21 protein-coding genes and 1 tRNA gene are annotated in these 25,801 nt (G+C 67.2%); 4 read left to right on the top strand and 18 right to left on the bottom strand.

Features of this window, described 5'->3' with window-relative positions; translation table 11 throughout:
* The 5 genes from KY49_RS26520 to KY49_RS26500 all read right to left on the bottom strand — a co-directional run bounded on the left by KY49_RS26520 (position 1) and on the right by KY49_RS26500 (position 5,666).
* Positions 1–1,032 carry a lipase secretion chaperone gene (locus KY49_RS26520; protein WP_042587401.1) on the bottom strand — a complete coding sequence of 344 codons (1,032 nt, stop codon included), beginning with the start codon at positions 1,030–1,032 and terminating at the stop codon, positions 1–3.
* A gap of 3 nt (positions 1,033–1,035) precedes the next feature.
* Complete coding sequence (locus tag KY49_RS26515) at positions 1,036–2,130, bottom strand: triacylglycerol lipase (protein WP_042587400.1); 1,095 nt, start codon at positions 2,128–2,130, stop codon at positions 1,036–1,038.
* A 220-nt stretch (positions 2,131–2,350) separates the two neighbouring features.
* Positions 2,351–4,522: a TonB-dependent copper receptor gene (locus KY49_RS26510; protein WP_082062446.1), complete on the bottom strand. Its 2,172-nt coding sequence runs from the start codon at positions 4,520–4,522 to the stop codon at positions 2,351–2,353.
* Positions 4,523–4,605: 83 nt separating this feature from the next.
* Entirely contained in the window at positions 4,606–4,971 is a 366-nt protein-coding gene (locus tag KY49_RS26505; protein ID WP_042587399.1) for a DUF2946 domain-containing protein, read from the bottom strand.
* A gap of 158 nt (positions 4,972–5,129) precedes the next feature.
* Entirely contained in the window at positions 5,130–5,666 is a 537-nt protein-coding gene (locus KY49_RS26500) for a cytochrome b (RefSeq protein WP_042587398.1), read from the bottom strand.
* Positions 5,667–5,893: 227 nt separating this feature from the next.
* Here KY49_RS26500 and KY49_RS26495 point away from each other — a divergent pair, with 227 nt between their 5' ends.
* A complete protein-coding gene (locus KY49_RS26495) occupies positions 5,894–6,535 on the top strand; it encodes a Pr6Pr family membrane protein (protein WP_042587397.1) in 642 nt (213 codons plus the stop codon).
* A 52-nt stretch (positions 6,536–6,587) separates the two neighbouring features.
* Here KY49_RS26495 and KY49_RS26490 read toward each other — a convergent pair whose 3' ends face one another.
* From KY49_RS26490 to KY49_RS26455, 8 genes are all read right to left on the bottom strand, one after another.
* Positions 6,588–7,322 carry a peptidoglycan DD-metalloendopeptidase family protein gene (locus KY49_RS26490; protein ID WP_042587396.1) on the bottom strand — a complete coding sequence of 245 codons (735 nt, stop codon included), beginning with the start codon at positions 7,320–7,322 and terminating at the stop codon, positions 6,588–6,590.
* Between the two features lie 389 nt (positions 7,323–7,711).
* A complete protein-coding gene (locus tag KY49_RS26485) occupies positions 7,712–8,065 on the bottom strand; it encodes a DUF4148 domain-containing protein (protein ID WP_042587395.1) in 354 nt (117 codons plus the stop codon).
* 201 nt (positions 8,066–8,266) lie between these two features.
* A complete protein-coding gene (gene gndA / locus KY49_RS26480; RefSeq protein WP_042587394.1) occupies positions 8,267–9,679 on the bottom strand; it encodes an NADP-dependent phosphogluconate dehydrogenase in 1,413 nt (470 codons plus the stop codon).
* Positions 9,680–9,776: 97 nt separating this feature from the next.
* A complete protein-coding gene (locus KY49_RS26475; RefSeq protein WP_042587393.1) occupies positions 9,777–10,415 on the bottom strand; it encodes a DUF938 domain-containing protein in 639 nt (212 codons plus the stop codon).
* Positions 10,412–11,314 carry an NAD-dependent protein deacetylase gene (locus KY49_RS26470; RefSeq protein ID WP_042587392.1) on the bottom strand — a complete coding sequence of 301 codons (903 nt, stop codon included), beginning with the start codon at positions 11,312–11,314 and terminating at the stop codon, positions 10,412–10,414. The genes KY49_RS26475 and KY49_RS26470 overlap by 4 nt, the downstream gene beginning before the upstream one ends.
* A 1,064-nt stretch (positions 11,315–12,378) precedes the next feature.
* Positions 12,379–13,308 carry a LysR family transcriptional regulator gene (locus KY49_RS26465; RefSeq protein ID WP_042587391.1) on the bottom strand — a complete coding sequence of 310 codons (930 nt, stop codon included), beginning with the start codon at positions 13,306–13,308 and terminating at the stop codon, positions 12,379–12,381.
* A 124-nt stretch (positions 13,309–13,432) separates the two neighbouring features.
* A complete protein-coding gene (locus tag KY49_RS26460) occupies positions 13,433–14,413 on the bottom strand; it encodes an NADPH:quinone oxidoreductase family protein (RefSeq protein WP_042587390.1) in 981 nt (326 codons plus the stop codon).
* Positions 14,410–16,095, bottom strand: a complete 1,686-nt coding sequence (locus KY49_RS26455) for a long-chain fatty acid--CoA ligase (protein ID WP_042587389.1) — start codon at positions 16,093–16,095, stop codon at positions 14,410–14,412. The genes KY49_RS26460 and KY49_RS26455 overlap by 4 nt, the downstream gene beginning before the upstream one ends.
* Positions 16,096–16,254: 159 nt before the next feature.
* On the opposite strand from KY49_RS26455, the gene KY49_RS26450 reads away from it, so the two are divergent.
* Positions 16,255–17,073 (top strand): IclR family transcriptional regulator, encoded by an 819-nt coding sequence (locus KY49_RS26450; protein ID WP_042587388.1) that lies wholly within the window; start codon positions 16,255–16,257, stop codon positions 17,071–17,073.
* Between the two features lie 25 nt (positions 17,074–17,098).
* Here the strand turns inward: KY49_RS26450 and KY49_RS26445 are convergent, their stop codons facing one another.
* Together KY49_RS26445 and KY49_RS26440 are read right to left on the bottom strand one after the other, a co-directional pair.
* Positions 17,099–18,925, bottom strand: a complete 1,827-nt coding sequence (locus KY49_RS26445; RefSeq protein WP_042587387.1) for an acyl-CoA dehydrogenase — start codon at positions 18,923–18,925, stop codon at positions 17,099–17,101.
* A gap of 357 nt (positions 18,926–19,282) precedes the next feature.
* Complete coding sequence (locus tag KY49_RS26440; protein WP_231636489.1) at positions 19,283–20,116, bottom strand: hypothetical protein; 834 nt, start codon at positions 20,114–20,116, stop codon at positions 19,283–19,285.
* 514 nt (positions 20,117–20,630) lie between these two features.
* Between KY49_RS26440 and KY49_RS26435 the strand changes: the two genes are divergently transcribed.
* Together KY49_RS26435 and KY49_RS38270 are read left to right on the top strand one after the other, a co-directional pair.
* Positions 20,631–20,972, top strand: a complete 342-nt coding sequence (locus tag KY49_RS26435) for a DUF4148 domain-containing protein (RefSeq protein ID WP_042587386.1) — start codon at positions 20,631–20,633, stop codon at positions 20,970–20,972.
* Positions 20,973–21,037: 65 nt separating this feature from the next.
* A complete protein-coding gene (locus KY49_RS38270) occupies positions 21,038–21,223 on the top strand; it encodes a hypothetical protein (protein WP_197083607.1) in 186 nt (61 codons plus the stop codon).
* A gap of 55 nt (positions 21,224–21,278) precedes the next feature.
* Here KY49_RS38270 and KY49_RS26430 read toward each other — a convergent pair whose 3' ends face one another.
* The 3 genes from KY49_RS26430 to rpoD form a co-directional block, all read right to left on the bottom strand.
* On the bottom strand, positions 21,279–22,961 hold the full coding sequence (locus tag KY49_RS26430; RefSeq protein ID WP_042587385.1) for an adenylate/guanylate cyclase domain-containing protein: 1,683 nt from the start codon (positions 22,959–22,961) through the stop codon (positions 21,279–21,281).
* Between the two features lie 173 nt (positions 22,962–23,134).
* Positions 23,135–23,210: transfer RNA gene (locus KY49_RS26425), tRNA-Ile, on the bottom strand.
* 134 nt (positions 23,211–23,344) lie between these two features.
* Positions 23,345–25,756 carry an RNA polymerase sigma factor RpoD gene (gene rpoD / locus KY49_RS26420; RefSeq protein ID WP_071738010.1) on the bottom strand — a complete coding sequence of 804 codons (2,412 nt, stop codon included), beginning with the start codon at positions 25,754–25,756 and terminating at the stop codon, positions 23,345–23,347.
* Between the last annotated feature and the right edge of the window lie 45 nt (positions 25,757–25,801).

Here is a 25,801-nt window from a genome sequence, read left to right as displayed (position 1 = left end):
TTACCGAGGGGCCGCCGCGCCGCGATCGAGCGACGCCGCACGAAGCGCGTCGCCCGGTTTCGTAAACAGCCGCTGACGCAGCGCCGCGATCTCCGCGTCGCGCTCCTGCGGCGGCAGCCCCAATGCGGAGATCTGGTCGCGTTGCGCCGCATAGTCGGTGTAACGGCGCTGCCACGCGACGTCGTCCTGCTGCATGCGCGCGGCGCGCTCCGCCACCTCCGGGCCGAGCGACTGGGTCAATTGCGCGCGCATCGCGTCCGGCGTCGCACCCGACTTCTGCAGCTGCGCGATCTGCGCGATCGCAGCCTGCTGCTGCGCGACGCGCTGCCGTTCGGCGCGTGCGCCGGGCGGCAGCTGTTGCTCCAGCGCGGCAAGCCGCTCGGCCTTCTGCGCGTCGGTCAGCGTGCGGTCCTGCGCGATCTTCAGCCGCGCGAGATCGAAGCGCTGCCGCCACTGTTCGTCACTGAAGAACGGTTCGTTCCATTCGCCGAGCGTGCGCCGCGCGATCGACACGCGCTGGTCGAGCGCGAGCTCCAGCGCGCCGATATCGGACTTGTCGGCGACGGCGCCCGCGGCCGGCAGCTTCGCCAATTCGGCCAAGTACGTGCGATACCGGTGCCAGACGTCGAGCGCTTCCGGCTGCGCGACGGTGCCGTCGAGCTGCGCGGCGATCTCGCGCGCAACCAGCGCGTCGAGCGCGTTCGCGCTCAGGTCGCTCTGCGCGCTCAGGCAATAGTCGAAGAAATCGCGCACCGCGCGCGTTTTCGCCAGATGGCCGCCCGCCTCGAGCGGCAGGCGCGGCGCGCTCGAGCCGGCCAGCGACGACGGCAGGCCCGCGCTCCCCGCGTCCGGCGGCAGCGCCGGGGCCGCGCCGCCGAGCGTCATTGCATCCGCCGATGCGCGCGCGGAACCCGCGTCGTGATGCAACGCGGCGCCGCGCCCGATCCACACGCCGCCCGCGACGACCAGCGCCGCGACGGCCACCGCTGTGGCGCGCCGCCAGCGCGGCGCGCGATCGTCACGTGCGGCCATCGCTTACACGCCTGCGAGCTTCAGCCGGTTCGCGTGCGTGCGGATCACCGCGACCGGGTCTTCCGCATACGCGCCGCGCACGCCCAGCAGCTGGTTGATCTCGTCGACGTGGTTCCACTTGTAGCTCGTGCTCAGCACCTGCCCGAACAACGCGCTGCATTTCGACACGACGCCGTCGTTTTCGCCCGCGCCGCGGTTGATCATCACCGTGCCGCTGCCGAGCAGCGCGAGCGTCGACGCATCGAGCGCATTCGCCGGATCGACGACCGGAATCGTGCTCGTATCCTTCGCGCCCGTCACGCCCAGCGCGGAGAGCGTCGGCTGGATCGCGGTGCCGGCCCACGAGTACAGCAGGTGCGTGTTGCCGCCGACCGTCTCCGTCGGCGCGCCGCTCTGGCACGAGCCGGGCGCGCCGAGCCCCGCGCTCGGGAAGTTCTGGTTATAGGTCGCGGCGCGCGCCGTGGTCAGCGTCTGCAGCGCGGCGAGCGCATCCTGGTTGGTGTTGTGGGTGCTGCTCGTCAGCATGCCGAACACGTTGACGAACGCCGCGATCACCGTCGACGAAAGACCGGTCGGATCGTACGCGAGCACGCCCTGCACGAAATCCGCGAATTCCGAGCCGCGGTGCGGCGTGCCGATCGTCGTCACCGACGCGACCAGCTCCGGCGCGACGGCGGCGACATAGCGTGACGACAGGCCGCCCTGGCTGTGGCCGATCAGGTTGACCTTGGCCGCGCCGGTCTGCGCAAGCACCTGCTTCACTTGCGCGAGCAATTGCTCGCCGCGCCCGTTCGGGCCGTCGTCGCTCTGGTAGCCGGACAGGTTCGCGACGTACACGGTCGCGCCATGCTGCTGCAGGTCCTGCTGGATGCCGTAAAAGTAATCGAGCACGCCCGCGTACTTGTCGGTGCCCGTCAGCCCGTGCACGAGAATGATCGGATAACGCGTCGTCGCGTAATCGTCGGCCGGTGCGGTTGCCGCCACCGCCGCGCGTGTCGTCGCAACCGTCGCGAGCGCGGTCATGCCCGCGAACGGCGCGGCGCTCATCGCGCATGCCACTGCCCCTGCCACCACCCTGGAACGCATTGATCTGGCCATGCTTGTTCTCCTGTTTATATCCTGCTGGTGCGAGAGAGATTGTCTCGGCGCGACGGCGCCCTCGTCCGGCCCGCGCGTCGAATGCGGGAGTTAAGCACGGCTGACGAACGTTTGCGCCCCCTTTAGATACGGCTCTCTAGTCGGTTGACGCGGGCGGCCGAAACCGGCGGGCCGCCGCCCGCGGATGCGCATGCTGCGCTGCACACAGCATGCGCACCGTTCACATCTTCGCGCTGACGCGCACCCACGCAGTGCGCCCCGGCTCGGTCACGGGCGTGTTGGCCGCGTAGCCGAAGCCCGCATTGCCGGCGAGGTTCAGGTGCTCCGTATAAGCCTTGTTGAGCACGTTGTCGACGCCGACCGACACCTGCACGGTCTTGCTCACGTTGTATTGCGCATGCAGCGACAGCACGCCGAACCCGGCGCTCGGACCGAAGTCCTTGCCCACCACGTTGCCCTCGTTGAGCGCGTAGCGATGCTGCGATGCAACGACGCGCCACAGGCCGCCCGCCGACCACGCGCCGCGCGTGTACTCGATCCCGAAGCGCGCCTCGAGCGGCGGCATCTGCGGCAGCGGATCGCCTGTCGCCACGTTGCGCCCCCACGCATACGCGAGCGACGTCTCGACGCGCAACGGCGCGACCGGCCGCCATGCGACGCCGGCCTCGCCGCCCATGATCTGCGCATTGACGTTGGTCGCCTGCGTGGTCGATCCCATCATGCCGGCCGCGTAATTGAACAGGATGAAGTCCTGCACGTAGCCCGCGTACGCCGACACCCACGCATCGAGCCGCTCGCTCCGGTATTGCGCGCCGATGTCGAGCTGCGTCGTCTTCTCGGGCTTGACCGCCGAGAACGCATTGACCGCGCCGGCCGGCCCGCGCTTCGCGGAGAACAGCTCCCAGTAGTCGGGAAAGCGCTCCGCATGGCCGATCCCCGCGTACCACGTGACCGGCAGCGCCGTAAGATCCCGCTCGTAGCGGATGAAGCCGCTCGGCAGCACGCGCGAGCGGTCGTCGTCGAACGTCGGATTCGGCTTGCCCATCATGCCGCCCGTCGTCGGCCGCTTGTCGCGCGCGCTCGCATAGTCGACGCGCGCGCCGCCGATCACGCGCGACGCGTCGCTCGCGTACCAGGTCAGCTCGCCGAACGCGCCCGCGTTCCACATCGTCGTCTGCGCATTCCACGGCTTGTCCGCATAGTTCTGCCGCCCCATCGCCGAGCGCGAATCGAGCCGGTTCGACTGCGCGTCGACGCCCGCGACGAGCTTGAAGTCGTCGCCGAAGCGGAACGTCGCCGCGGCCCGCGCGCCGAGCGTGCGGCGCCGCACTTCCGACGCCATCCGCATCGGCATGCTGCTCGTCGGGTCGGGCTGCCGCAACGTGTAGTTGTCCATCACGTGATCGGCTTCGTTGTAGTACACGCGCGCCTCGACGCGGTCGAGCACGTCGCCGATGTGCTGCTTGTCGAACGACAGGCCGAAGGTCTCGCGGCGGAAATGCGCGCCGTCCATCCCGCGCCCCGCGTAGCGCGCATAGCCGTCGCCCCCGCCGGCCGTCAGCTCGACGCGCGTATGGTCGTCCGGCGTCCAGCCGAGCGCCGCGTCCGCGTTCCACTTGTCCCACTGCGACGGCACGGTGCGGCCGTTGCCGTCCTTGTAGTCGTCCGAATGCGCGTGATTCGCGGTCACGCGGCCGTACACGTCCGGCGTGCCGGCCGTCACGTCGATGTTCTGGTCGTTGCGCCCGAACGAGCCGCCGACGAGACTGCCGTCGAAACGCATGCCGGGCTTGTCGAAGCGCCGCGTCGTGCGCTCGAACAGCACCGTGCCGGCCGATGCGCCGGGGCCGTACAGCACCGTCTGCGGCCCTTTCACCACGGTGAGCTTGTCGTAGCTTTCCGGCGCGATGTACGACGTCGGCGCGTCCATCCGGCCCGGACAGGCGCCGAGCGTCGGCATCCCGTTCGCGAGGATGTTCAGCCGCGAGCCGAACATGCCGCGCAGCACCGCGTCGCCGTTCGTGCCGCCGCTGCGGATCGACGCGAAGCCCGGAATCGTCTTCAGGTAATCCGCGCCGTCGCTGGCGGGCAGCGGCTGGCGCGGCGTCTTAGGATTCGTAACGACGACCAGCGGCGTTCTGAGCGGCGACGCGACGACCTCGACGGGCGGCAGCAGGTCGGCCGCGCCGGCTTGCGCAGCCAGCCCCGCGTCGTCCGCGCGCGCGGCGCCGGTTGCCGCGCAGGCGGCCGTCATCGCGCTGGCGGCCAGCGCGGGCATCGTGAGTTTCAGCATCAGCGGCAGGCGCCGCGTAGTGGTATTGCGAGTCGTATTGCAGGTAATGCGCGAAGCATTGCGCGACGCCGATTGCGCACGCAAGGGGAAGTGAATCATGATCGAAAGCCCGAGTAACGCCCTCCACGCGATCGACGGATCGCACGGATGGCGGCAAGAAAACGTGAACGGAAGAAAACGCGTCAGGCGTTCTCGGGCGGCGCGCGTGGATAGGCGCGCGGATAGCGTGCGACGCTCGCGGCGACGGCGACAGGCGCGGCCGCGAGCGTGGCGGAAATGACGGAGAGAGACGCCGGCGCGGCGGAAACGCCGCCGATCGCCGGGCTGTGCGTGAAGAAGCTGCAGTAGCCGCACGCATCGAGGTGCAGCGCATGGTGCGCATTGCCTGCGCCGAATGTGCGATGGCCGCCATGCTCTGCACTGCAGACGACCGCGTCGGGTGTCGCTGCGTCGGCGACGCGCCACTGCGACACCAGCGGCGCGACGATCGCGAACCAGATCGCGAGCATGCCCAGCCAGGCAGTCAGTGTGCGATGTCGGTTCGGCATGCGTGGCGTCGGGTAAGCGGAATGTAAATCAGACGGGATGTTACAGAATGTTCAGCGCAATGGCCAGCCTGTGCATCCACAATGCGAACCGGGGGCGCATGGTTGCATGAACAACCATGCGCCCCCGGGTTCGCTTGTGCGGTGGCCGCGACCGCAGATCAGGGCGCCATGCGCTTCAGCATGCCGTCCCGCAGGAAGAAGTGATGGTAGAGCGCGGCCAGCGTGTGCAGGCCGATCACGAAATAGAACGCGTTGCCGATCAGCTCGTGCGCATCCTTGATGGCCGGCCGCAGCGCCTTGTCGGGCCCGAGCAGCGTGAACGAGATGCCGAGCCAGTCGAGCGAGACCGGCTTGCCGCCCAGGTTGATCATGATGATGCCCAGCAACGGCTGCGCGATGATGAACGCGTACAGCGCGACGTGGGTCAGCCGCGCGAGCCATTGCAGCAGCGCGGGCTGCCGCATCGGCTCCGGCACGCGGCTGACCGCCCGCCAGACGATCCGCAGCGCCGACAGCACCAGCACGAGCGTCCCCGCGGTCAGATGCACGTTCATCCAGAACGCGCGGCTGTCGCTGCCCTTCGGCCCGCGAATCTCGATCGCCAGGTAGGCGAGCGCCACGAGCAGGAAGATGACCCAATGAAAGAAGATGGCGGGGCTGCTGTAGCGCGCCCGTCTCGCGAGGATGTTTCTCATGCTCGGTCTCGTATCGTATGCGGGGGTGGGACAGCTTGCCGTGGGCCGGCCGGTGCACGGCATGCTGCAGCGATTGTAGCGGCACGGGCGGCGGGATTCGACGGGCGGGATCAAATATCCGACGATTCGGTCGCGCCGGCCTCGCGCGACGAGGGTGCAGAATCGTGCGCCATGCGGATGCGACTGTGGCACGATGGAGTCTTCAGTGTCGTCCGTCGTACCGCATCATGAGCAAAGCGTTCTTCGTTGCAGCCTACCGGCTGACGGCCGCGTTGCTCGCGCTTTCGACGACGCTGCACGGCATCGCAGGCCGCCTGGACATGCCGATGTCTCACGTCGGCAACTATCTGAGCTACTTCACCCAGCTGAGCAGCCTGTACGCAGCCGCGATGCTGTTCGCGGGGCTGCGGCGGGCGGCTCGCCTCGGGTCCGCGCGCTACGAATCGATGCGCGGCGCGGCGGTGCTGTACATGCTGATCACCGCAATCGTCTACGAATTGCTGCTCGCGCGGCCCGACGCGCTCCTGCACATCACGCCGGCCTACCACAACTGGGTGCTGCACCGCATCGTGCCGCTCGTCATGCTCGGCGACTGGCTGTATGTGGAGCCGCGCTCGCCGATCCCGTGGCAGAGCGCGGTGACGTGGCTCGGCTTTCCGATCGTCTACCTCGCGTACACGCTGCTGCGCGGCGCCTGGGAAAACTGGTATCCGTACCCGTTCGTCGACCCTCGACCGCACGGCTATCTGCCCGTCGCGATGCAATGCACGCTGATCGCGCTTGGCTCGGCCGCCCTCGCACTGATGATCTGCTGGCTCGGCAACCGGTCGAAACCGGCCGCCGTGGCACCGGCGACGGAGGACGGATGAGCGGCGGCCGGCGCATGCGCACGCTGCGGCGCGCACGCCCCGGCCAGCCCGGTCAGCCGCCGTTCCTCGGCAGGAAGCCCATCGGATCGACCACCTTGCCGTTTTGCCGGACTTCGAATTCGAACGTCGCCCGCCCGCTCGCATCGGTGTCCATCTCGGCGACCGGCTGCCCGGTCCGCACCGCGTCGCCTTCGTTGACGAGCAGCTTGCCGTTGTGGCCATAGGCCGTGATCAGGCCGTTTTCGTGCTTCAGGATCACGAGCGGACCGTACGCCTTGACGCCGGACCCCGCATAGACGACCCGCCCGTTCGCCGCCGCGCGCACCGTCCGATCGGGCCCGGACGCGGCGATGACGATCCCGCGCGACTTGCCGGCCGAGAACGGCGCCACCACGACGCCGGATGCGGGCCACGCCAGCGTACCCGGCTGGGCCGCCGCCGCGGCAGCAGGCGGCGTGATCGACGTGGCCGCGGGCGGCGGCGCAACGCGCAGCACCTGGCCGGGCCTGACCGCGTCGGTCGGCGCCATGTGGTTCCAGCTGGCCACGTCCTGCACGCGCTGGCCGAACGCGCCCGCGATGCCCGCGAGCGTGTCGCCCGGGTTCACGCGGTAGTAGCCCGCTATCACGCTGCCCGCCGGCGCGGCCGACGTCGACGGCCGGTACGGCTGCCAGGTATCGGTCCATGGCGTCATCGTGCAGCCCGTCAGCGCGACGGCCGCCGCGGCCAGCGCCAGCCGCGGCAGCCAGCGTCGCGGGGAAAAGTGGATGGGATCATGTTCTCTCAAGCGTACCTCCCGGATTTGCCCGGATTTGCCTCGTGCGCCGCCCACCGCCCTCCGGCGTGCGTCGCACGGTGTCCGGCGCAGCGGCCGGACCAACCAGTATCCGACCGCGGATGCGGCCGGCAGTTTCCGAATCGGAAACGGCGCGCGGGTTCGTGAGCCCGTTTTGCGTCGTCCCGACCGGCAAAGATACCATTTGCGGCGGTCGGGACTGCGTCAGGCGCCTGCGGCCGGCAACAGTCTTGCGGTGCGCCGGGTCGTCGCAGCCCGCGCACGCGCCGCAAAAGAGAACAGCCCACCGTTCCTTATCCTGGAACGATGGGCTGCGGGAGACGACCGGGGCGGGGATCGAATCCGGCGGGCAGCCGGTCGCGGCCTCGCGGCCGCGTCGATCAATGACCCTTGTAGACCGGCGCGCCGTCGGCGACGCGCTTGATCCCGTTCGGCCAGCCGGCGGCCGGGGCGCCCGACGGCGCGCCCGATTCCTGCTGGGCTGCCGGCTGCGCGCCGTAGCCGCTCGTGTCGGCCGCGGCGACGTTCTGCTGCGGATGCACGCGCGCTTCGGCCGCGAGGATGCCTTCCGGATAGGTGGTGCGGTCGCTGCCGAGCTTGTAGCCGGCCTGTTGCAGCGCCGACAGCTCGGCCTTGACCTGGTCGCGGGTGACCGGGCCGTTTTGTTGGGCGAACGAGACGGCCGGAACAGCGAGGACGGCAGCGGCTGCGAACGTTGCGATCAGCGATTTCATGACTTACCTCCGTGATTTTTTGCTCCGCCGCACACACCATGTCTGCAGCGATGGAACAGAGTCTAGTCCCGAGATCACTTAGGGAAAACCATGAAACCGCGAAAACACTGTTTCGCCGGAGCCAACAATGTCACGATCTAGTGCGAAAAGACCCTATCGATACGATAGGTTTTCGCAACAATTGCCGCCCTCGCGGGTCCGTTACGACCAGTTCGCGTGGAAGCTGCCCGGCTTGTCGGTGCGCTCGAACGTATGCGCGCCGAAGAAGTCGCGCTGCGCCTGCACAAGGTTCGCCGGCAGCCGTTCCGAGCGGTAGCTGTCGAAGTACGCGACCGCCGACGCGAACGCCGGCACCGGCACCCCGGCCTTCACCGCCGCGATCACGACCTCGCGCAGCGACGCCTGGTAGTTCGCGGCGATATCCTGGAAGTACGGATCGAGCAGCAGATTCGCGAGCGCCGGATCCTTCGCATACGCATCCGTGATCTTCTGCAGGAAGCGCGCACGGATGATGCAGCCCGCGCGGAAGATCTTCGCAATGGTGCCCAGATCCAGGTTCCAGCCGTATTCCTCCGACGCGGTGCGCAGCTGCGCGAAGCCCTGCGCGTACGAGATCACCTTGCTCAGGTACAGCGCACGGCGCACGGCCTCGACGAACGCCGCGCGATCGCCTTGCAGCGGTGTCGCGGACGGGCCCGACAGCACCTTGCTGGCCGCCACGCGCTCCGTCTTCAGCGACGACAGCACGCGTGCGAACACCGACTCGGTGATCAGCGGCAGCGGCACGCCGAGATCCAGCGCGTTCTGGCTCGTCCACTTGCCGGTGCCCTTCTGCGCCGCGCGATCGAGGATCACGTCGACCAGATGCTTGCCGGTTTCGTCGTCCTTCTTGCCGAAGATCTTCGACGTGATCTCCATCAGGTAGCTGTCCAGCTCGCCCTGGTTCCAGTCGGTGTAGACCGCGCCCAGCTCGTCGTTCGTGAGGCCGGCGACGTCCTTCAGCACGGCATAGCTCTCGGCGATCAGCTGCATGTCGCCGTATTCGATCCCGTTGTGGACCATCTTCACGTAGTGGCCCGCGCCGTCCGGCCCCATGTACGCGACGCACGGCTCGCCGTCCGACGGCGCCTTTGCGGCGATCTGCTTGAGGATCGGCTCGACGAGATCGTACGCGTCGCGCTGGCCGCCAGGCATGATCGACGGGCCGCGCAGCGCGCCCTCTTCGCCGCCCGACACACCGGTGCCGATGAAATGCAGGCCCGATTGCGCGAGTTCCTGGTTGCGGCGGATCGTGTCGGTGAAGTGCGTGTTGCCGCCGTCGATCAGCACGTCGCCCTTCTCGAGCAGCGGCTTGAGCGCGGCGATCGTCGCGTCGGTCGCGGTGCCCGCCTTCACCATCATCAGGATCCGGCGCGGCGTTTCGAGCGACGCGACGAATTCCTCGAGCGTGTAGGTCGGCACCAGGTTGCGGCCGGGGAATTCGGCGATCAGTTCGTCGGTCTTCTCGCGGCTGCGGTTGTACACCGATACCGCGTAGCCGCGGCTCTCGATATTGAGTGCGAGATTGCGGCCCATCACCGCGAGTCCGATCACACCGATTGCTTGTTTGCCCATTAGTCAATTCTCCGGAAAAAACAGGGCGCGACCCGATCGGGGTCGCGCGCACAGGCGAAAGGATAAGGGAAACCCGGCCGCGATGCGCGGGCAAGTGTCATTGGTCGACGTGCGGCAAGCGCCGGAACACGACGCTCAGGTTGTTGGCGGGCATCTCGACGACCTCGATGCAGTCGAGCCCGCGATCGAGGCCGAGCGCGACGACCGTCTCGAGATCGCGCACGCCCCACGACGGGTCGCGGCTTCTGAGCTGCGCGTCGAACGCCGCGTTCGACGGCGCGGTGTGCCGGCCTTCGCGGCGATACGGGCCGTACAGGACCAGCACGCCGCCCGGCCGCAGCACGCGCGACGCGCCCGCGAACAGCGCTTCGGCGCATGCCCACGGCGCGATGTGGATCATGTTGATGCAGACGATCGCGTCGAGCGCCGCGAACGGCCATGCCGCGTCGCGCACGTCGAACGCGAGCGGCGCGTCGACGTTCGACAGCCCCGCCTGCGCGATCCACGCGGCGATCGAGCGCCGCGCCTGCGCGTCGGGGTCGCTCGGGCGCCAATGCAGGCCGGGCAGCCCCGCCGCGAAATGCACGACGTGCTGGCCGGTGCCGCTGGCGATTTCGAGCACGTCGCCGCGGGCCGGCAGCACGCGGCGCAGCACGTCGAGGATCGGCCCGCGGTTGCGCTCGGCCGCGGGCGCGGAAAGCCGCATCGACGGATCGTCAGGGGTCGTGCCGGTCATGGTGCGCAACACTCCGTTTCGGAATCGGCAATGCCCAGCCGCGCGTTCAGCGCGTCGAGCGCGGACGCGCACGGCGCCTCGACCTTCAGCGTCAGCATCGGATCGGCGCGCGTGTGGCCGAGATTGAGCGCTGCGACCGGCTTGTGCTGCGCCTGTGCCCATACGCAGAAACGGTAGCCGGAATACACCATCAGCGACGAGCCGACGACCAGCAGCGCATCCGCCGCGTCGAGCGCCGCGGCGGCCACGGCGACGCGCTCGCGCGGCACGTTCTCGCCGAAGAACACGACCGCCGGCTTGAGCAGGCCGCCGCACGCCGGACAGGCCGGGATGCGGAAGGCGTCGAGCGCGTGCCATTCGAGATGCGCATCGCCGTCGGCTGCGGGCTGCGCCTGCGCGCCCAGCAGTTCGGGGTTCTCCGCTTCGAGCACGGCCTGGATCGCGGCCCGCGCATGATGTGCGCCGCAATCGAGACAGGTCACGCCGTTGATGCCGCCGTGCAGTTCGATCACGTCCGTGCTGCCCGCGCGCTGATGCAGGCCGTCGACGTTCTGCGTGACGAGGCGCTCGATCCGGCCGGCCGCGCCGAGCCGCGCGAGCGCGGCGTGCGACCGGTTCGGCCGCGCGTTGCCGACGACCGGCCAGCCGATCATGCTGCGCGCCCAGTAGCGCCGCCGCGCGGCGTCGGAACCGAGGAATTCGTGAAGCTGGATCGGCGCCGATCGCATCCACTGTCCGTTGCGGTCGCGATAGCCGGGAATGCCGGAATCCGTGCTGATGCCCGCGCCCGTCAGCACGAGCAGGCGCGGATGGCGCTCGACGAACGCGTGGAGCGCATCGAGCGCAGCGGGATCGATGGAAACAGTGGAAGACGGGCCGGGCGCGGCGGGATCGGTCATGACGGCGGCGGATGAGCGGGCGGGATCGGCCGGCCGGGAACGCGCACCGGCGGGCCTGCATGTCCGCACATGATACCGAACCGCGACGCGCCCGGTGCCGGCGGTCCGCGGCACACCCGAACCGCGCGCCGCAAAAAAAGGCGCCCATCCTCCAAAGGGTGATGGGCGCTTGAACAATTGATCCATCGGGGTTGTGGATCAACTGGAAACCTGGCGTTGTTGAATCCGCGAAGCCGTGCCCGGCGGATGATCCCCGGTCAACGCCAATTCTTGTGTGTCATGCGCGTCGCCGCACGCTGCCTACCCTCCCTGCTCGCTCCGGTTGTCGTCTCCCGATGTCTTTCAAGGTGCCTCCCTTCGGCAGGCGCGTTCGGTTTCGGTTTTGAATCACACCGCCCGGCCGTCGCGCTCGATGCCGGTTCGGGTCTGCCGCGCCGCCCGCCGGCATGGCGTACGGCATGCGAGACCCGCACCCAGTTCATCAGGATGACAAATCAAATTTCGTGGTTGGCCGTCCGTCGGCCGGAGCCTGCTTCGATGTCCGTCGATGCCGGCGATGTGCGCCTGGCCGGATGGTCATGCGCGCGACGCATGCGCGTGGCGAACGGATGAAACGGACGCGGATCGTCGGACGGGATTCGGTGCCGAGCGTGATCAGGTCACTTCGGACGGAGGCGACACGGGCACCCGAGGTTTTCGGCGGTTCATGCTTGCAACGCAGTGCCTTGCGACTCGATCTTTTTTCATTATCTTGTCCCCGATTGGAAGTACTCCCTGACCGCCGGCTTGCGATCGTCGATCCGGTTCGGTCGACATGCACGCTGGCGGCATCCGGATATACGCAAGGAACGCACCATCTGGCGCAGCGCCATGCCTGGCGGGCCTCCGCGATCGGACGCCGCGGAACGCGGGGGGCCGAAGGGGCGGAATGTTTCAGAGTTGAAACACGGTGCCGGAAAAATCGTTTCGGGAACGCGTCGCGGCGGGCCGTGGCACGCCCGTCACGCGACGTGGCGGGCCGCCGTCGACCGGCTCGCGCAAGCCGGCCTTTCTCGCGATCCGGCTTACGGACGCGACGCCCATCCGGACGGCTGCCGCGTCGCCCCGTTGGCGTCGATCGCGTTGATCAGGTAATCGACGAACGACGCGATCCGCGACGAAATCGCCGTGTTCCGGTAATAGACCGCATTGATCGGCTGCCGCACGTCCTGCGTCTGGCGCGCGAGGATCTGCACGAGCTGCCCCGCTTCGCGATCGTGGACGGTCATGAAGTCCGACAGGCAGACGATGCCCGCGCCGTCGAGCGCGAGTTGCCTGAGCGTCTCGCCGCTCGACGACCAGATCGCCGGCGCGATCCGATACGGCTCGCCGTCCGTGCCGAGGATCGGCCACACGTTCAGCGACTCCGGCTGATTGAAGCCCAGCAGCGCGTGCTTCGCGAGGTCCTCGACCTTGCGCGGGTGTCCGTGCGCATCGAGATAGGCCGGGCTCGCGAGCAAGCGCAACCGGCTGTTGCCGAGGTGCCGGCTGTGCAGCGTCGAATCCTTGAGCCGGCCGATCCGGATCGCGACGTCGGTGCGCTTTTCGAGCAGGTCGATGATCCCTTCGTTGCTGTTCAGCTCCAGTTCGACCTGCGGAAACCGCTCGCGATAGCCGCGCACGAGCGGCACGATCACGTGCAGCATGAACGGCGACGCGGCATCGACCCGCAGGCGCCCCGACGGCTTCTCGCGCCGCGCCGTCATCTGCTCTTCGGCGCTCTCGACCGATTCGATGATCGCGCGCGCATTCTGCAGGAACGCCTGCCCCTCCTCGGTCAGTTCGAGCCGCCGCGTGGTCCGGCGCAGCAGCGTGGTCTTCAGCTTTTCCTCGAGCCGCGCGAGCGTGCGGCTCGTCGCCGACACGGTGAGGTCGAGCTGCTGCGCGGCCGACGTGATCGATCCGGTGTCGACCACGGTCGCGAACGCCTGGAGTTCGTCGAGCGTGACTTTCATTGTTGACCTGAAATCAAAACAGGCTCTTTTATATTTCAGCTTTTGTGCAAAAGTAAAGCACGCACTACGACAGGAAACGCGCCCTCGCACGCGGCGGATCGCCCGGCCGCGCGACGAAACCGGCTCACGCGTCCGGCAGAATCACCACCTTGCCCTTGACCTGCCGGTTCGCCATCCGGGCAATCGCGTCGGCCGCGCCGGCGAGCGGCACGCGCTCGGTGATCACGGGCCGCACCTTGCCCGCCGCGAACCATTCGGCGAGCACGCGCATATTGGCCGCGTGCTGCGCCGGGTCGCGGCGCACCGCGTCGCCCCAGAACACACCGAGGATGTCGCGCTCCTTGAGCAGCGCGAGGTTCAGCGCGATCTTCGGAATCGCGCCGGCGGCGAAACCGACCACGAGATACCGGCCGCGCCACGCGGTCGCGCGCAGCGCCGCCTCGCTGTACGCGCCGCCCACCGGGTCGTAGACGACGTCGGCGCCGCGCCCGCCGGTCAGCTCGTCCACGCGGCGGCGCAAGTCCTCGGTCGCGTAGTCGATCGTCTCGTCGGCGCCGGCCTCGCGGCACAGCGCCAGCTTGTCGGCCGTCGATGCCGCCGCGATGACGCGCGCGCCGAGCGCCTTCGCGATCTCGATCGCCGCGAGCCCGACGCCGCCCGCCGCGCCCAGCACGAGCAGCGTCTCGCCGGGCTGCAGGCGCGCGCGCTGCTGCAGCGCGTGCAGCGACGTGCCGTAGGTCAGCACGAACGCCGCGCCCTGGTCGAACGCCATCCCCGGCGGCAGTGCGGCGATCTGGCGCGCGTCGGCCACGCACTGTTGCGCGAAGCCGCCGTGGCCGGTCGACGCGATCACCGCATCGCCGGGCCGCCACGCGGTCACGCCGTCGCCGACCGCGTCGATCACGCCGGCCAGCTCCGCGCCCGGCGAAAACGGCAGCGCCGGCTTCGCCTGGTACAGCCCCTGCACGATCAGCGCATCGGGGAAATTGAGTGATGCCGCCTTCACGCGAATCCGCACCTGGCCCGCGGCCGGTTCGGGAATCGCCACATCCTCGATCCGCAAGCGGTCGATCGGACCGAATGCGGTACACAACAGAGCTTTCATGCCTTCCTCTCTTCGTGCGCGGCCCGACGAGCCGCTTCCTGTTCCTGCAACTGGCGCCACTGGATCTTGCCGGTGCCCGACTTCGGCAGCGCATCCACGAATTCGACGATGCGCGGCGCCTTGTATGACGCCATGTGCTCGCGCGCCCACGCGACGATCGCGTCTTCGTTCAGCGACCCGCGCCGCGCCGGGTCCGCCACGACGACCGCCTTGACCGTCTCGCCGCGATACGGGTCGACCGAGCCGATCACGCAGACCTCCCGGATATCCGGATGGCCGTACAGGATCGCCTCCACTTCCGCCGGCCACACCTTGTAGCCTGACGCGTTGATCATCCGCTTGAGGCGGTCCACCATGAAGAAGTAGCCGTCCTCGTCCATGTAGCCGAGATCGCCGGTACGCAGGAACGCTTTCCCGTCGATCTCGACGAATGCATCGCGCGTCGCGTCGGGGCGCCCCCAGTAGCCGCGCATCACCTGCGGGCCGTGCACGATGATCTCGCCCGTCTCTCCGCGCGGCATCGTGTCGAACGTGACGGGATCGACGACCCGCGCGTCGACGTCGAACACCGGAATGCCGAGGCATTGCCGCTTCGGCCGCTGCGGCGGATTGATATGGGTGGCCGCGATCGTCTCCGACAGCCCGTAGCCTTCGATGTAGTCGATACCGATGCGCTCCGCGAGTCGCTGCGCGACTGCGTCCGGCATCGCCGCGCCGCCGCCGCTCATCCAGCGCAGGCTCGACAGGTCGAATTCGTCGAGCCGCGGGTTCCACAGGAAGTCGACCGCCATCGTCGAGATCGACTGCCAGTTGGTCACGCGGTAGCGCTCGATCGCCCATGCGGCCGCGTCGCGGTCCCAGCGCGGCAGCACGACGACCGTCGCGCCGCTGTACAGCGGCGCGTTCATGCCGCCCTGCATGCCGGTCACGTGGAACAGCGGCAGCACCGACAGCATGGTCGCGTCCTGCGTGCAGCCGAACCACTGAACGCCGCCCACGGCCGTGCACATCACGCCGCGATGCGTATGCATGCAGCCCTTCGGCCTGCCGGTCGTGCCCGACGTATAAGGCATCACGCACAGGTCGTCCGGCCCGGTGGTAAGCGGCCCCGGCGCGAGCTGCGCGTCCAGTACGTCGCACCAGTGCGTCACGCCGGGACCGCTCGCGTTCCGCGGCGCCGTGATGAAATCCGGCGGCACGAGGCCCGGCGGCCGCTTGAGGTAATCGCTGTAGGTCGCGACGACCACGTGTTCGAGCCCGCTCGCGCCGACGAGCGGCCGCACGCGCGGATACAGGTCCTGCGCGGCGAACATCACGCGCGCGCCGCTGTCCTCGATGTAATGCTGCAGTTCGTCCGTCAGGTTCATCGGATTGATCGGCACGACGACTGCACCGGCGCGCAGGATGCCGTAGTAGGCGATCATCCATTGCGGGCTGTTCTGCATGTACAGCAGCACCCGGTCGCCCGTGCGCACGCCGTAGCGCTGCTGCAGAAAACCCGCGATGCGCTCGGCCTCGCCCTTGAACTCCGCGAAGGTGACCGCCGTGTCGTAGAAGACGATGAACGGCTTGTCGGGATAGCGCGCCGCCGCCACCTCCGCGTTGTGGAACAGGTTCGTTTCCGGCAACGTCAGATGGCCGGGCAGATGCGCCGGCCAGTTCGGCGACCTTTCGATGGGCATGGTTCGGCTCCTGTTTCAGTAGCGGGCGCGATCGATCGCAGCGCGGACGTCGCGACGGCGCCCGCGCGCGTGCCGGACGCTTTCCGGTAGAATCCTCGCAGCCCGCCGCCCGGCACTCGCCGGCCGCGCCGGGCCATCTCGATCCCGCACCGCACACGCATGGGTAATCCGAAGCGCGACGCCATCACGCTGCTGTCCGCCCCCAACGAAGACCATCCGCAATTCATCACCGCGCTCGCGCGCGGGATGGCGGTGCTGCGTTGCTTCACGCGCGGCGAGCGCTTTCTCGGCAACCAGGACATCGCCCGGCGCACGCACCTGCCGAAGCCGACCGTGTCGCGCGTCACGTTCACGCTCACGCAACTCGGCTACCTGCATTACTCGGCCGAGCTGGAGAAATACTCGCTCGGCATCGGCGTGCTGAATCTCGGGCACGCGTTCCTGCAGAGCAACGAGGTCGTCGACATCGCGCGCCCGTTCCTGCAGTCCTATGCGGAGTACACGCAGGCGGCAGCGATGCTCGGCGAGTTCGACGGCAAGCAGATGATCCTGCTCGACGTATGCCAGGGCGATCCGCTGTTCCAGCTGCGGTTCGAACCCGGCTCGCGCGTTCCGCACGGCGCGACCGCGCTCGGCCGCGCGCATCTCGCGGCGCTGCCGGACGAGCTGTTCGAGCGCTATCTGCGAACCACCCGCGCGAGCAGCCCGCCGGACCAGTGGCCGCAACTCGAGGCCGGGATCGTCGCCGCACGCGAAGACTACGAAAAGCTCGGCTTCTGCCTGTCGCTCGGCGACTGGATGCCCGACCTGTTCGCGGTGGGCGTGCCGATGGTGTCGGCCGATCGCTCGCGCATCCTCGCCTTCAGTTGCAGCGGCCGCGTGTCGACCGTCACGCGCGCGCGCCTGATCGACGATTTCGGCCCTCGGCTCGTCGCGCTGCGCGACGAGGTGTTCGCGCGCGTCGGCGGGCATTTCTAATCGCCGTGCAGGCATCGGCGCGCGCTCAGAACCATTCATCGCGCATGTCGAGCGTCGTCGTGTCGACACTCGCGAGCAGATCGAGCTGTGCGTCCACCTTCGGCAGCTCCCAGCGGAAGAAATAGCGGGCGGCGGCACGCTTGCCGTCGTGGAAGTCGCCGTTGCGCCCATGCGCGGCAAGCGTCACGTCGAGCCACAGCCACGCGACGACGAGATGGCCGAACGCCTCCAGATAGACGCTCGCATTCGCGAGCCGCACCTGCGGATCGCCGAGCGCGCCCAGTTGATGCGTGACGGCGCAGAGCCTGGCCCAGCGCCGCGCCAGCGCATCGGCCTGCGCACGCGCGTCGCCGTCCGTCACCCGTGCGCGCGCGACGGTCGCGGCGATGCGCGCGTCGAGCGCGCGCAACGCGGCGCCGTCGTCCTGCACGACCTTGCGGCCCAGCAAGTCGAGCGCCTGGATGCCGTGCGTGCCTTCGTGGATCGGGTTGAGACGATTGTCGCGATAGAGCCGTTCGACCGCATAGTCGCGCGTATAGCCGTAGCCGCCGTGCACCTGGATCGCGAGGTCGTTCGCGGCGAGGCACCACTGCGACGGCCAGCTCTTCGCGATCGGCGTCAGGATGTCGAGCAGGCGCCCGGCTTCGGCACGGGCATCCGCATCGAGATGCGCGCGCCCGTCGTCGACGAGCCGTGCGCAGTACAGGACCAGCGCAAGGCCGCCTTCCACATAGGCCTTCTGCGCGAGCAGCATCCGGCGCACGTCCGGATGCGCGACGATCGCCGCCTGCGGCGCGGCGGCATCCTTGCCGGCCGGCCCGAGCGGACGCCCTTGCGGCCGGTTGCGCGCATAGTCGAGCGCATGCAGGTAGCCCGTGTAGCCGAGCGCCACCGCGCCCGCGCCGACACCGATGCGCGCCTCGTTCATCATGTGGAACATGGTCGCGAGGCCGTGATTCGGCGCGCCGACCAGATAGCCGACCGCGCCCGCGCGGCCCTCCGGACGATACCGGGTGCCTTCACCGAAGTTCAGCAGGCAGTTGGTCGTGCCGCGATAGCCCATCTTGTGGTTCAGCCCCGCGAGCACCACGTCGTTGTGCTCGCCGCGCGTGTCGCCGGCGCCAGGCAGGTACCTGGGCACGATGAAGAGCGAGATGCCGCGCGTGCCGGGCATCAGGCGGCCATGTTCGTCGGGAATCTTCGCGAGCACCAGGTGGACGATGTTCTCCGTCAGTTCGTGCTCGCCGCCCGAGATCCACATCTTGTTGCCGGTGAGCCGGTAGCGCGGGCCGAGCGGCGATTCGCACTCGAAGTCCGCGCGCGTCGCGATGTCGGACAGCGACGACCCCGCCTGCGGTTCGGACAGGCACATCGTGCCGGAGAAGCGCCCATCCAGCTCGGGGCGCGCGAACGCGTCGATCTGCGCGGGGCTGCCGTGCGCGACGAGCAGGTTCGCGTTGGCGGCGGTCAGGAACGGATAGGCCGACGTCGCGACGTTCGCTGCCTGGAAGAACAGGAACGACGCCGCTTCGACGAGCTTCGGCAGCCGCATGCCGCCGAGCGCCTCGTCATGGCCCGCGGCGATCAGGCCGGCGTCTGCAAATGCGCGCACGGCCGGCTCGACTTCGGGAATCAGCGTGACGTGCTCTCCGTCGAAATACGGCTCCTCGCGATCGCCGCGCGCCGCGTGCGGCGCGAACAGGTCGGTCGCGATCCGCTCGCTGGTGTCGAGCACCGCATCGAAGGTCTCGCGACTGTGCTCCGCGTAGCGCGGCAACGCCGCGAGCGCTTCGGCATCGAGCCATTCGTACAGCAGGAACGCGAGATCGCGCCGCGACATCAGCAGGCTCATTGCGCAGCCTCCTGGCGTGCCTGAATCGCTGCGGACCGTCGCTCGCATCGTGCGCTATGGGCATACGAGTCGGCCTGCATGCGCTCGATCGGGGCATGTTCCATCAGTTGTCTCCTGTCGGGCGGTACGGTGGCGTACGGCCTGATAGTTCCGCTTGTCGAAACTTCTTGAATGGCTTTTCGGCTGGAAGTGCTGGCGAAAAATTTAGCACTGTCGTTCGAAAATCGCAACGCTCGATTCACCACGACGATATTTTCGCTTTTGCAATTATTCCGCTGACCCTCTCTTGGCCAGCTGGATGAGAGCTCGCGGCAGCGTTTTAGTTTTGTCTGTCGAAACTATCCTGCTAATCGCCGATCACCGTTGCTCGCTGCGCACGTCGTGCGAATCGACTCTGGAGAACCCGTTTCGCAGCAGGCCTGCTGCGAAGGCAGCCCCAATCAGCGACAGATAGCCGATGACGAGAAAATGTCGCCACGTGTCGAGCACGGCGCGGTGCGCGACCAGCACCGCGTCGGGCGCCGGTACGGCGAGACTTCCCGGCGCGATCGCGCGCGCCATGTGAACGAATCCCGCCGCCGACAACAGCGGCAAGACAACGAGCACGGCCAGCAGCACGAACTTCGCGCGACGCACAAGCGCCTGGCGGCGCAAATGAAACCAGAGTCCAAGACTGCCGTGCACCCAGCCTGGCGCGAGCAGTGCGATCTGCAAGCCCTGCGTGCCGCTCGTGAGCAGCGACACAATGACCCGTTCGTAACTTGGATCGAAGCCGTAAAACGATGTGGCGACGCGCGTTCCGACTACATGGCGTATCAACAGCATGGGCAGGCTGAGTCCCGCCCAGAGGCGGAGCCATTCGGCGGGCGGCAGCGCCCAATGCCGTCGGCTGTAGATGGTGCGGATCGCCAGCGCAAAATGCAGCCCGGCCGCGCCGTATAGCAGGATCGTCCCGGGCAGGCTTTGCCAGAGTCCGATCGCCAGGGTCAGGCCGCGCTCCGCGATATCGATCGACCAGATGCCGAGCGCGTGGTTGATCAGGTGAACGGAAATATAAATCCACAGCAAGATGCCCGAACCGAGCTGCAGCCTTCTTGCGGCCTGTCGTATCACTCCATGGCTCGATGTCGGCTTTCCGGCATCGGAGCCATTCGCGTGCTTCATGGCGGCCAGCCTCTTTTCGTCGCTCATCGGCATATCCCCCAGTGCTCTCGGCACCTGATCGACATACCGGAGAGCGGGCCGATTTATTCCAGCGATGTGCGGCGTCCCGCGCACGAAGTTCGCACCCAAGGCGTCCGTCGCACGTGTTGGCGCATTTTTCATGTGCCGGCACTGCGGGCCGCATCGACAGGACCACGCGTTAAGTCTTGTACATGCCCACGGAACTGAAGGAATAAGTGGCGACCGTGCTGGGTATACCGTCGTGTGAGCACGCCGGATGACGACTGCAGCGTTTCGGCTCCTCACATCGATGCGCGCAGAGAAAAGGAGACCGCCGTGTCCAACGTTCTGTCCCACTGGATTCTGATCGGTTGCGACGCATACGACGAATATGTGTTTGTGCCGTGGCTCAATCAATCCGTGTATCAGCGAACGGTCTCTTTGCGTCGGGTCTGTCTTTTATAGGCGCAGCCGCTCGTGTTTTCCGCGCACTTCCTGTTTCAAAGTTTCCACCTTTCCGTTGTCTATATCGGAGTCCACAATGAACAAGCGAACCATGATTGCATCCCTGATTCTCTTTGCCGGAGCGGGAATTGCCGTCGGCGCACCCGCTCAGGAAAAGACCCGAGCGCAGGTACGCCAGGAACTGATCGACGCTCAGCGCAACGGCCTGAATTTCATAACAGACACGTCGTACCCCGTCGTTGCACCGATCTTCGAACAACAAGTCAACCGGCTCAAGCAGCAAAACAGCGATAGCGGCATGGGCGCCGCCATGACTGGCACAAGCGAGACCGGTCGCGTCAAACGGCAAACGCCTCCGTCCGATCCGGCGACCTGCGTCGGACCGGTCAGCTTCTGCGACATATATTCCGGGTCTTGAGCCGCACGCCACTGTTCCGCTCATCTCCTTGAAAATTGAGCACTTGATTGGAAGGAGTCCGTATCATGAACGACGCGAACTATCCTGCGGATATCCAGGCCGCGGAGGCAAAGGCAGCCGCTCAAGACGCTGTCAGCAGCGACCAGCAGGTGGCGGCTGAATCGATGGGCGGAATGCCGGAGCACGGCACATCCGAAGCCGGGAAACCAACGGTGAGGAGTCCGGTGCGTTCCATCCATTCCGGCCATTGACCTTGCCGCGCTCGGGGCGACGTCGCGAAATCGCCTCGGTGCTGCCGATCAAGGATCAGCGTCGAGGCATCTGCGCCGCCCTGGACAGCACCCGCACGGGCACCGGGTCATCGCGGCCTCTTACGCGCGCGGCAAGCTGCGGCAGACCCTCGGCTGAAATTCCGGCATGCACGAAGACCAGGTCCGAGATGATCGCCTCGCAGGCGACTTCCTTGGTCAATTGCTCGAGTCGCGACGCCACGTTCAGCGGATCGCCGATTGCGGTGAAGGTGACATGCTCGCGAAAACCGATCTCGCCCATGACCGCGCGACCGCAATGCAATCCGATGCCGAACCGGATCTTCGCATTCAGCTGCTGCTCGAGTGCTGCGTTGAGCGCGTCGATATTGGCCGCCACCAGCGGCACCGCGTCGATCGCCTGGCGGCACGCGGCGGCCGGATCGCTGCTCAAGCCGAATATCGCGAGCACCGCATCCCCCATGAACTGGTTCGGCAGGCCGCCGGCCTGGACCACCGCGGAGCTGACCGCGCTCAGGAAGCGGCTGACCACGAACAGGCTGTCGAACGGCAGTTGCGCCGCTGCAAGATTCGTGGAATCTCGCATATCCACGAACATGAACGCCGCGAATCGCTCTTGCGGCATGACATCCCGCTGGCGCCGCTGCAGGAAGGCCGCAGAGGCCGCCGGCGGCACCAGCGGCCACACGGAGAGATCGTGGGTTGGCCGCAACTGGCAGGCAAGGCGCACGGCCCGCAAATCGGCGCCCAGCCGCTCCAGTACGCGACGCTCGGTCTCGCCGGGCTCGGGCAGTTGCACATCGCTGAGTACGCGCACCCTGCACAACGTACATCGGGCGCGCCCGCCGCAACTGCTGGCATGGGGAATGCCGGCCATGCGGCTTGCCTCGAGCACCGAGAATCCGAGTGGCGCCCGCACCTTTCGCCCATCCGGATAGAGGACACTGAACCGTCCTGCGCGGCGTTCACGCACCGTGCGCGCCAGTCTCGCACCGAGCACCAGCAACAGCGCCCCGCCATCGAATATCAGGAAGTCGTTGCGCAATTCGGCGAGCCACCGGTTCTGCAATCCGGTGCCGACCTTGGCCGGCCGAATCGCCACGGCACGCCAGACGGGATCCCGCGCAAGCGCTACCACTTCCCGTCCGCCCTGCAGGAAGCCGAGCAGTGCGAGCACCGGGAGCAGAACGGCGGCGCTCGGCAGCACGCTCCGCCATGCGCCAAACCATGGCTTCAATCGCAGCCAGAACCAGATGCCGTAGCATCCATGCAGCCATGCGACAACCAGAAGCGTCAGCTGCACGCCGCCGAAGAACGGCGAATCGATCCAGAATGCGTATAGCAGCTGCGCATACCCCTTGTTCAGGCCGAACTCGGCAAAGGCGATCCGCGTGTTCACGAGATGGTTGGCGAGCAGCGGCGGGATACACAGGCCGAGCATGAGTTGCGCCAGCTCGGCCGGCGTCCAGTGCAACGCGCGCCGCTCGTATAGCGCCCATAGACCGAGGAAGAAATGCGTTGCCAGTGCGCCATACAGCACGGTCGTGCCAAGCCATCCCTGCCAGACGAACTTCTGCACGAGCAGATCGCGCTCCATCCACGCGAGCGAGACGTTCCCCAGCGCATGATTCACCAGGTGCGTACCGACGTAGGTGAACACGACCAGCCCCGTGGTCAGCCGGACCGATCGAATACCCACCTGCCGCAGCCGTTGACGCATGGGGCAACTCCTTTCCACCGCGTCGAGTTACCGCTAAAGCTACCCCCATCGAATGGAGGAAATCAACGGAGCCAGCCAATCGTCCCGAGAACCGGGGATGCCCGAAAACGCATTTGCAGCAAGGGCTTGGGAACCCCTGGCGGAATGCTGTGAAACCCGGCGAAAGAAGGAGATGGTGGGCCCGGCGGGGTTCGAACCCGCGACCAATCGATTATGAGTCGACTGCTCTAACCGCTGAGCTACAGGCCCTGATGAGAAGAGAAGCGAAGCGTGCTGCACGCCACCCGGGCGAAGACGCCGGGCCGGCATTGTATCAATAAAAGGGACAAACGCCACCGGTACCGTATCGATACCGGTGGCGTTCAGAGGGGAAGCGCCGGAGATCAGTTCCCTTCGAGGAACGACTTCAGCTTGTCGGAACGGCTCGGGTGGCGCAGCTTGCGCAGCGCCTTCGCCTCGATCTGACGGATCCGCTCACGCGTGACGTCGAACTGTTTGCCGACTTCCTCGAGCGTGTGATCGGTGCTCATCTCGATACCGAATCGCATCCGCAGCACCTTCGCCTCGCGCGGCGTCAGCGAATCGAGCACGTCCTTCACGACGTCGCGCATGCTCGCATGCAGCGCGGCATCCGCCGGCGCGACCGTGTTGTTGTCCTCGATGAAGTCGCCGAGATGGGAATCGTCGTCGTCACCGATCGGCGTTTCCATCGAGATCGGCTCCTTCGCGATCTTCATGATCTTGCGGATCTTGTCTTCCGGCATTTCCATCTTCTCGGCGAGCGTTGCCGGATCCGGCTCGAGACCGGTCTCCTGCAGGATCTGCCGCGAGATGCGGTTCATCTTGTTGATCGTCTCGATCATGTGAACCGGAATCCGGATCGTGCGCGCCTGGTCCGCGATCGAACGCGTGATGGCCTGGCGGATCCACCACGTCGCATACGTCGAGAACTTGTAGCCGCGACGGTATTCGAACTTGTCCACCGCCTTCATCAGGCCGATATTGCCTTCCTGGATCAGGTCCAGGAACTGCAGGCCGCGGTTCGTGTACTTCTTCGCGATCGAGATCACGAGACGCAGGTTCGCCTCGGTCATCTCGCGCTTCGCCTGACGCGCCTTCAGTTCGCCCGCCGCCATCTGGCGGTTGGTTTCCTTCAGGTCCTTCAGCGGCAGCACGACGCGCGCCTGCAGGTCGAGCAGGCGCTGCTGCTGTTCGCGGATCGCCGGGATGTTGCGCGACAGCACCGCGCTGTACGAATGCCCTTCGGCCGCGACCTTCTCGGCCCAGTCGAGATCCGTCTCGCTACCGGGGAAGCGCGCGATGAATTCCGAACGCGGCATCCCGCACTTGTCGACGACGATGTGCAGGATCTGACGCTCGACCTGACGCACCTCGTCCACTTGCGCACGCAACGTGTCGCACAGGCGCTCGACGGTACGCGCGGTGAAGCGGATCGTCATCAGCTCGGACTGGATCGTTTCCTGCGCCTTCAGGTAGGACTTCGACTTGTAGCCTTCCTTCTCGAACGCGCGGCGCATCTTGTCGAACCATTCGCTGATCTGCGCGAACTTCTCGAGCGATGCGCGCTTGAGGGCTTCGAGCTGGGCGGCGTTGGCGGTCGCCTGCGCGGCGCCGTCATCGTCCTCCTCTTCCTCTTCTTCCTCTTCCTCTTCGGCTTCGTCGTCCTCGTTCTCGATCTCTTCCGCCGCCTTCGCGGAGAAGCCGTCGGTGTCGGTGTCCGACGCATTCGGGTCGAGCAGGCCGTCGACGAGCTCGTCGATACGGCTCTCTTCGTTCGCGACGCGCTCGGCCATCGCGAGGATGTCGGCGATCGTCGTCGGGCACGCGGAAATCGCCATCACCATGTGGCGCAGGCCGTCCTCGATCCGCTTCGCGATCTCGATTTCGCCTTCGCGCGTGAGCAGCTCGACCGTGCCCATTTCGCGCATGTACATCCGGACCGGATCGGTCGTGCGGCCGAATTCGGAATCGACGGTGGACAGCGCAACTTCCGCCTCCTCTTCGACTTCATCGTCCGACGACGCCGCCGGCGCGTTGTCGTTCAAGAGCAGCGTTTCCGCGTCCGGCGCCTGCTCGTAGACCGCCACGCCCATGTCGTTGAACGTGCCGATGATGCCTTCGAGGGCTTCGGTCTCGGTGAAGTTGTCCGGCAGGTGGTCGTTGATTTCGGCATACGTGAGGAAGCCGCGCTCCTTGCCGAGCTTGATGAGCGCGCGCAGCTTCACGCGACGCTCTTCGAGCTCCTCGGCCGTGCCGGGCGTGCTCGTCGCGAACGCTTCCTTCAGCAGCGCCTTCTCCTTGGCGCGGCGATCGCGCACCTTGGATTTGCCAGCGGCAGCCGCAGCCGGCTGCTCGTCGCTCTGATTTGCGTCGTCATCGACGGATACTTCGTTCAGCTTTTTCGTCATGGAGTTCGCCGTACCGGCTAAATCGACTCGCGGCTGCTGGACGACAGCCGGTTGAACCGTGGGTGCATGAGTATTACGTACTGCCGTTTCGTCCGCCGCGGCAGCCGCGTCCCTTGCGCTTTTCGCACTTGCCCGCTTCGCCACCGGCTTGGCCGGCCCGGAGTCGGGTCTGGCGGCAGCCCGTGTTCTGGCTGCCTGCGCCGGCGCAGCCTGAGCGGTGCCGGCCGCGGTTTTTCTTCTTGCTGTGGCCGTCGTGGCGGAAGACACCGTTCTGGCGGAAGAAGCAGACTTGGCCGCTGTGACCTTCTTGGTCGGCTCCGTCGAGCCCTTGCCTGCTGCTTTCTTTCCGCCTGTCGTCTTTGCCATCGCGAATCTCGCCTCTGCTTAGAAAACAAACCGCTGGAAACCTTA

Origin of the sequence: Burkholderia sp. MSHR3999, assembly GCF_000833595.1 — a bacterium.
Taxonomy (GTDB): domain Bacteria; phylum Pseudomonadota; class Gammaproteobacteria; order Burkholderiales; family Burkholderiaceae; genus Burkholderia; species Burkholderia ubonensis.
Note: the sequence above shows the minus strand (reverse complement) of the source record. Positions and strands in the feature narration are given on the sequence as shown.